Source organism: Kitasatospora sp. NRRL B-11411 (assembly GCF_000721345.1).
Lineage (GTDB): Bacteria > Actinomycetota > Actinomycetes > Streptomycetales > Streptomycetaceae > Kitasatospora > Kitasatospora cineracea.
In genome coordinates, this window is sequence record NZ_JOGH01000227.1 from 1 (window position 1) to 4,735 (window position 4,735).

Genomic DNA, 4,735 nt, shown 5'->3' on the forward strand with positions numbered 1-4,735 from the left:
GAGCGGAGGTCCTTCCAGGCGCTGGGGCGGAACTGCAGGGAGTGGTGGGCGAGGACCAGGTCGAGGGCGGGGTGGCCGCCGGGGTACATCGGGGCGGGGGAGGGGCCGTCGGGCAGCGGGTGGCCGCGCAGCGGGAGGTGCAGCAGGGAGCGCGGGGAGCGGGCGGCCAGGGACCAGGCAGCGACCAGCCGGGCCAGGCCGGCCCGGTCCGCGTACAGCGTCAGCCAGTGCTGCTCGTCGCGCAGCGCCAGCCGTCCCGGCCGCTGCGGGACCTGGACGATCCGGTGGGTGCGGGCGCCGGCCCGGACGTGGTGCACGGTGATCGGTTGTTCCCCCATGCCGGTGGACCCTAACGGGCTTACCAGAACGGGGCATCCAGGTTTCGAGCCGGTCGGTCAGTGGGCAGAGCCCGGGCCTGGGCCCGGGCTCTGCCTGGAACGGATTCACCCAGTGGTCTCCTGGGCCAGGACGCGAGCCTTGTCGGCCCACTCGCCCATGTAGGCGATGGTGGAGACCATCAGTTTTACGGCGGAGGACATGTTCTTCACCGGCTTGCGCAGATGGCGACTCATGAAGGTCATGCTCTCGGCGGCAGCGCCGAAGGAGCTGACCTGCGACAGCCCGATCCGGGACGCTTCGTCCAAGGAGATGAGCTGCGCCAAGAACTCGAGGCTTCCCTCGTCACGTTCCCCGTGCGGGGTCGTTTCGATGAGGCTCAACGCGGCCCGCATCCCGCTGTCCAGGGTCGCCATTCGAGTGGAGAAGTCCTGGGCGGCGGTGAGCATTTCCTCGGCAGGGGTGCCGATGGAGTCCGCATACCGGGTCACCGCCGCGAGCCGGGCGCTGGCCGGGGCGTTGGAACCGGTGAGGGTGAGGAACTCGGCGCTGCTCTGTTCGGTCAGCGTGCCGATGGTCTCGATCGTCTGCGTGATCGTGTCCATCTGCCGGGTCATCTCGTCCAACCCGTCCTCGATGGCGGCGAAGTCGTCGAGCAGGCCCGACGGGTCGTCCTCCTCGGCAGGGGCATCGGAGGGGAGCGGCGATCCGTCGGGGTTCTGGATCGCCCGTACCATCCTTGCAGGGGTGAGGAGTTCGAAGCCGTCCCGGATGCCGGCTTCCAACGCGTCTTCGATCTTGCGTCGGGCGTGGGTGAACCGGCTGCGCGTCCGCTGGTACGGGATGGTCCGGACCGACGCGATGTCGAAGGGGAGTTGGCCGGTCTCGCCGATGTGAACGGTCGGTTTGCCGGTGATGTGCCGCAGTCCCAGCTCGTACATCACGTTGGGGTTGCCGCCGCTGACGTCCGCGATGACCAGGTCGGACTCGATGACGTACCGGCAGATCTGCTCGTTGATGTCACCGGCGTGCGCGATGCCGTCCGCCCGTACGGCGGTGAAGCCGTGCTTCTCGCAGGCGGGTGCGATCACCTCTTCGAAGACCGCGAGGTGGTGCTCGTAGGCGTCGAGCTCGGGGCTGCCGTGGTCCGCGTACGGGTTCCCGATGGGGCCGATCACGAAGCACAGCCGGGGACGGTCGGGTTCGTGGGCGGGGGGCTGTGGTGCGTTCATGAAGGTGTCTCCGTCTCGTGGGTGTAGAGGTCGTCGAGCCAGGCGGCGTGTGCGGCGCCGGTTTCCAGGTCGGTTGCGTACACCGGGCGTTCCTCGATCCCGAGGGCACGCAGCAGATCGGCGGTGGCGATGCGGTAGCGGCGGCCGAGCCGGAGCACGGGGCAGGGGAAGGCGCCCAGGCGGATGAGTCGGTACGCGGTGTCCGGGCAGACGCCGATGGCGCGGGCAGCCGTGCGCAGATCGATGCTCAGGGGCAGGTCGAAGGCTTCGGCGAATCCCATGGGCGGGCCGGACCGGGGGCTCATCGCCGCTCTCCCGCCGGGTGCAGGGCCAGGGTGCCGATGAGTTCTTCCTCCTCGTGGCGGCGGGCCCGGAACACCAGCTCGGACAGGCCTGCGCTGTGGGCGAGCGCACCGAGCCGCTCGCCCTCCAGCCGGCGCCGGGACTCGGTGAAGCGGATGGTGGCGAACAGCCCGGTGGGGTGGGGCGGAGGCGAGACGTGCAGTTCCCACGCTCCGGGCCGCAGTTGGTGCTCCTGCGGGGGGAGCACCGTGTTGCGGGTCCGGGCGAAGCGGGCGACGTCCACGACGGGTATTTCCTTCCGGGTTCGGCCGGCGTAGTTCCACATCCGGTTCACCGCGGTGCGGATCAGGTGTCCACCGGTGTCCGAGGTGTCGGGGCTCGCACTGTCGAGAGCGGTGAGTACGCCGAGTACGGCTTCCGCCTCGAGGTCGGTGCGGTCGACCGGCAACAGGTGCAGGATCCGGTACAGGCTCCGGTTCATGCCTGGTATGGCCAGCCAGACGACGAGCAGGCGGTGCGGGTCGGTGCCGTTCCGGATGTCTTGCCGGGCCTCTGCGGCAGCCTGCCGCCAGATCGTCCTCCACAGGGACTCGTCGCGTCGCGGCCCGTACAGGGTGCTCCGGCACTCCTCCGGAGAGAGCCTCGCCGAGTGGTGGCCGAGGTCCACCGAGAGGTGCGGCCGGGTACTGTCGGGCATGGCGCGGAGTGCTCGGCCGACCAGGGTGAAGACGCGGGGGGCGTTCCCGTTCATCGTTCCTCCTCTCCGACCGGGGTCCGGCCGATGGACGACAGCGCTGCGGCGGTCCGTTCACAGGCACGTACGAGGGAACGGACCGCGGCGCGCAGGGCGGCGTTGCGCGGAGCCGGGATCGGGGCCGCCGCCTCGGGCCGGTGGCGTTCCGGACCGGCGACGGAGGCGACGGTGTGGATGTGGACGTCGCCGTACACCGCGTGGCCGACGTTCACCCCGTAGCCCGCGTACTGGGGGTGGGCAGAGCTGTCCTCGAGGTCGGTCACGGCAGGCGCCGGGAGGGGACGGGCGATCCGATGGTGAGGCCGCCGTTCACGTCCCGGCCGACGGCGGCACCGTAGTGCACGTGTTGGGAGAGCGGGCCCGGCTGTACGGTGGGGCTCTCCGGAGCCTGCTGCGGTTCGTGCGGGTTTCCCACGATCGTCCGCATGTCGTCGGGGCGGTGCCCGGGAACTCGGATCCAGCCGTAGCCGCCGAACTCCTTGACCCGCACGTGAGCGCGCAGGTACTGCGCCGGGTCGAGGCCGGGGTGTCCGGAGCGCACGATGTCCTGGTACAGCCGGTCCGACACGATGACGGCGAGATCGGCCGAGGTGAGGGCGGCCAGCACGGCTTTGAGCTGGGGCGCGTTGACATACCGTGCCACGGCGACCGGAGCCGGTCCGGCGTGGCCGAGGGCGGAGCTCGTGGCGACGCCGCAGTCGAGAGCCAGCCGCAGCCGGACACGAGAGGCGGCCGGCCGGGTGTTGAGGGCGCCGAGGCCGCCCACCAGGTGCTGGACGAACGGCCCCAACAGGGCGGGCTCCGGCGTCCTCTCGGGTAGGACGGCGAACTCCAGGTCGCCCTGCGGCTGGCGTTCCCAGGCCGCACGGTCCAGTCCGGCCAGCGCGGCCGCCTCGTCCAGCAGCTGGACCAGGTCGGCCTGGGCAGCGGACTGGTTCCGGGTGTCGAGACGGCTGTACCGCTCCATGTCCGCAGCCAGGCACAGCCGACGGGCCGGGAGAGCGTCCAAGGGACGGGTGGAAGAGGTGTTGATCACGGCAACTCTCCGCCTTTCCAACGGGGTTGGGTGCAGTTGCACGCCAACTGTGCGGGAAAGGGGGCGGAAAGCCGGAGGATTCCGTATTTATACGGGAGGGTGGCGCCGGCGCCGACCGACGGACACACTCAGTCGGGCGGCCTTCCGGAGTTCGGCCAGGTTCAAGATGTGGGTCCGCCGCTCGTTGGTGGTGATCAATTCGGCCCTGCGCAGTGTGGTGAGAGCCTTGTGCACGGCGTCCGTACGGGACCCGATCAGCGCGGCGTACTCGGGCTGGGACAGGTTCACGTCGATGCGCACCGCGTTCAGGCCGGCCTTCCCGTACGAGAAGGCGAGTTCGACCAGGAGTCGGGCCAGCCGGACCGGGACCGAGTACACGCCGAACTCCATGCGGCGGCGGTCGGACCTGCGCAGCCGGTCTCCGAGCACCTGGTAGAGGGCGTACAGCGCATCGGGGTGGTTCCGGAAGAACGGCTGCAGATCCTGCCACGGCACGACCGTGGCGGTCACTTCGGTGGAGGCGGTGACGGTCGCCGACCTCGGCCCGGAGTCCATGACGGCCACCTCGCCCACCACGTCGCCGGGGCCTTTGATGTCCATGAGCCGTGCGGTGCGACCGTCCGGCTGGCAGGTCACTTTCACCTCTCCTTGGTGGAGGAACCACAGTTCCTGTTTGTCGTCCCCCTCCTCGATGAGAACCTCCCCGGCATGGAAGGTTCGTAGCTTCCCTCCCAGTTCCACCAGGGCCGTCCGCGCGTCGGGAGTGAGGGCGTCGAGGAACGGGACGTGACGGTCCACGTGCGAGCTGTGAGTCATGTGACCAGCACAGCACGGAGTTCGGCACCTCCGGTAGACGTTTCCCCTGGTCGGGCGGATGTACGCCGGGGCGTACGGCAGTACACGGTCCAACCGCCCGGCGCCCCCGGGGAAGGCTGACAGGGCGGGACGCTCAGCGGGCGCCGGTGAGGAGGGTGAGGTGGCCGTCGAGGCGGCGGTAGAGGACGCGGCCGCGGTGGGTGGCGGGGTGGGTGAAGAAGAGGTGGGGAGGTCGGCGGCGGTGAGGCGGGCGGCGGC

Annotated in this window: 6 protein-coding genes and 1 pseudogene; all 7 read right to left on the bottom strand. The window is 70.3% G+C overall.

Annotated elements, in window-relative coordinates; all coding sequences use genetic code 11:
- Positions 1-338: pseudogene (locus tag IH44_RS0139105) on the bottom strand (hypothetical protein); the annotation flags it as partial.
- 105 nt (positions 339-443) lie between these two features.
- Positions 444-1,568, bottom strand: coding sequence for a hypothetical protein (locus IH44_RS0139110; protein ID WP_030464624.1), 1,125 nt, complete (start codon positions 1,566-1,568; stop codon positions 444-446).
- Positions 1,565-1,873, bottom strand: a complete 309-nt coding sequence (locus tag IH44_RS0139115; protein WP_030464625.1) for a helix-turn-helix domain-containing protein — start codon at positions 1,871-1,873, stop codon at positions 1,565-1,567. Before IH44_RS0139115 ends, IH44_RS0139110 begins: the two co-directional genes overlap by 4 nt.
- Positions 1,870-2,622 (bottom strand): hypothetical protein, encoded by a 753-nt coding sequence (locus IH44_RS43505; protein ID WP_030464626.1) that lies wholly within the window; start codon positions 2,620-2,622, stop codon positions 1,870-1,872. Before IH44_RS43505 ends, IH44_RS0139115 begins: the two co-directional genes overlap by 4 nt.
- Positions 2,619-2,888 (bottom strand): hypothetical protein, encoded by a 270-nt coding sequence (locus IH44_RS0139125; RefSeq protein ID WP_030464627.1) that lies wholly within the window; start codon positions 2,886-2,888, stop codon positions 2,619-2,621. The genes IH44_RS43505 and IH44_RS0139125 overlap by 4 nt, the downstream gene beginning before the upstream one ends.
- Positions 2,885-3,592, bottom strand: coding sequence for a hypothetical protein (locus IH44_RS42080; protein ID WP_232795267.1), 708 nt, complete (start codon positions 3,590-3,592; stop codon positions 2,885-2,887). The genes IH44_RS0139125 and IH44_RS42080 overlap by 4 nt, the downstream gene beginning before the upstream one ends.
- A gap of 156 nt (positions 3,593-3,748) precedes the next feature.
- Positions 3,749-4,459 carry a Crp/Fnr family transcriptional regulator gene (locus IH44_RS0139135; RefSeq protein ID WP_030464629.1) on the bottom strand — a complete coding sequence of 237 codons (711 nt, stop codon included), beginning with the start codon at positions 4,457-4,459 and terminating at the stop codon, positions 3,749-3,751.
- Positions 4,460-4,735: the final 276 nt, after the last annotated feature.

Coding starts and splice junctions, on each gene's coding strand:
- IH44_RS0139115 (WP_030464625.1), bottom strand. CDS start 1,873: ATGAGCCCCCGGTCCGGCCCGCCCATGGGATTCGCCGAAGCCTTCGAC.
- IH44_RS0139110 (WP_030464624.1), bottom strand. CDS start 1,568: ATGAACGCACCACAGCCCCCCGCCCACGAACCCGACCGTCCCCGGCTG.
- IH44_RS43505 (WP_030464626.1), bottom strand. CDS start 2,622: ATGAACGGGAACGCCCCCCGCGTCTTCACCCTGGTCGGCCGAGCACTC.
- IH44_RS42080 (WP_232795267.1), bottom strand. CDS start 3,592: ATGGAGCGGTACAGCCGTCTCGACACCCGGAACCAGTCCGCTGCCCAG.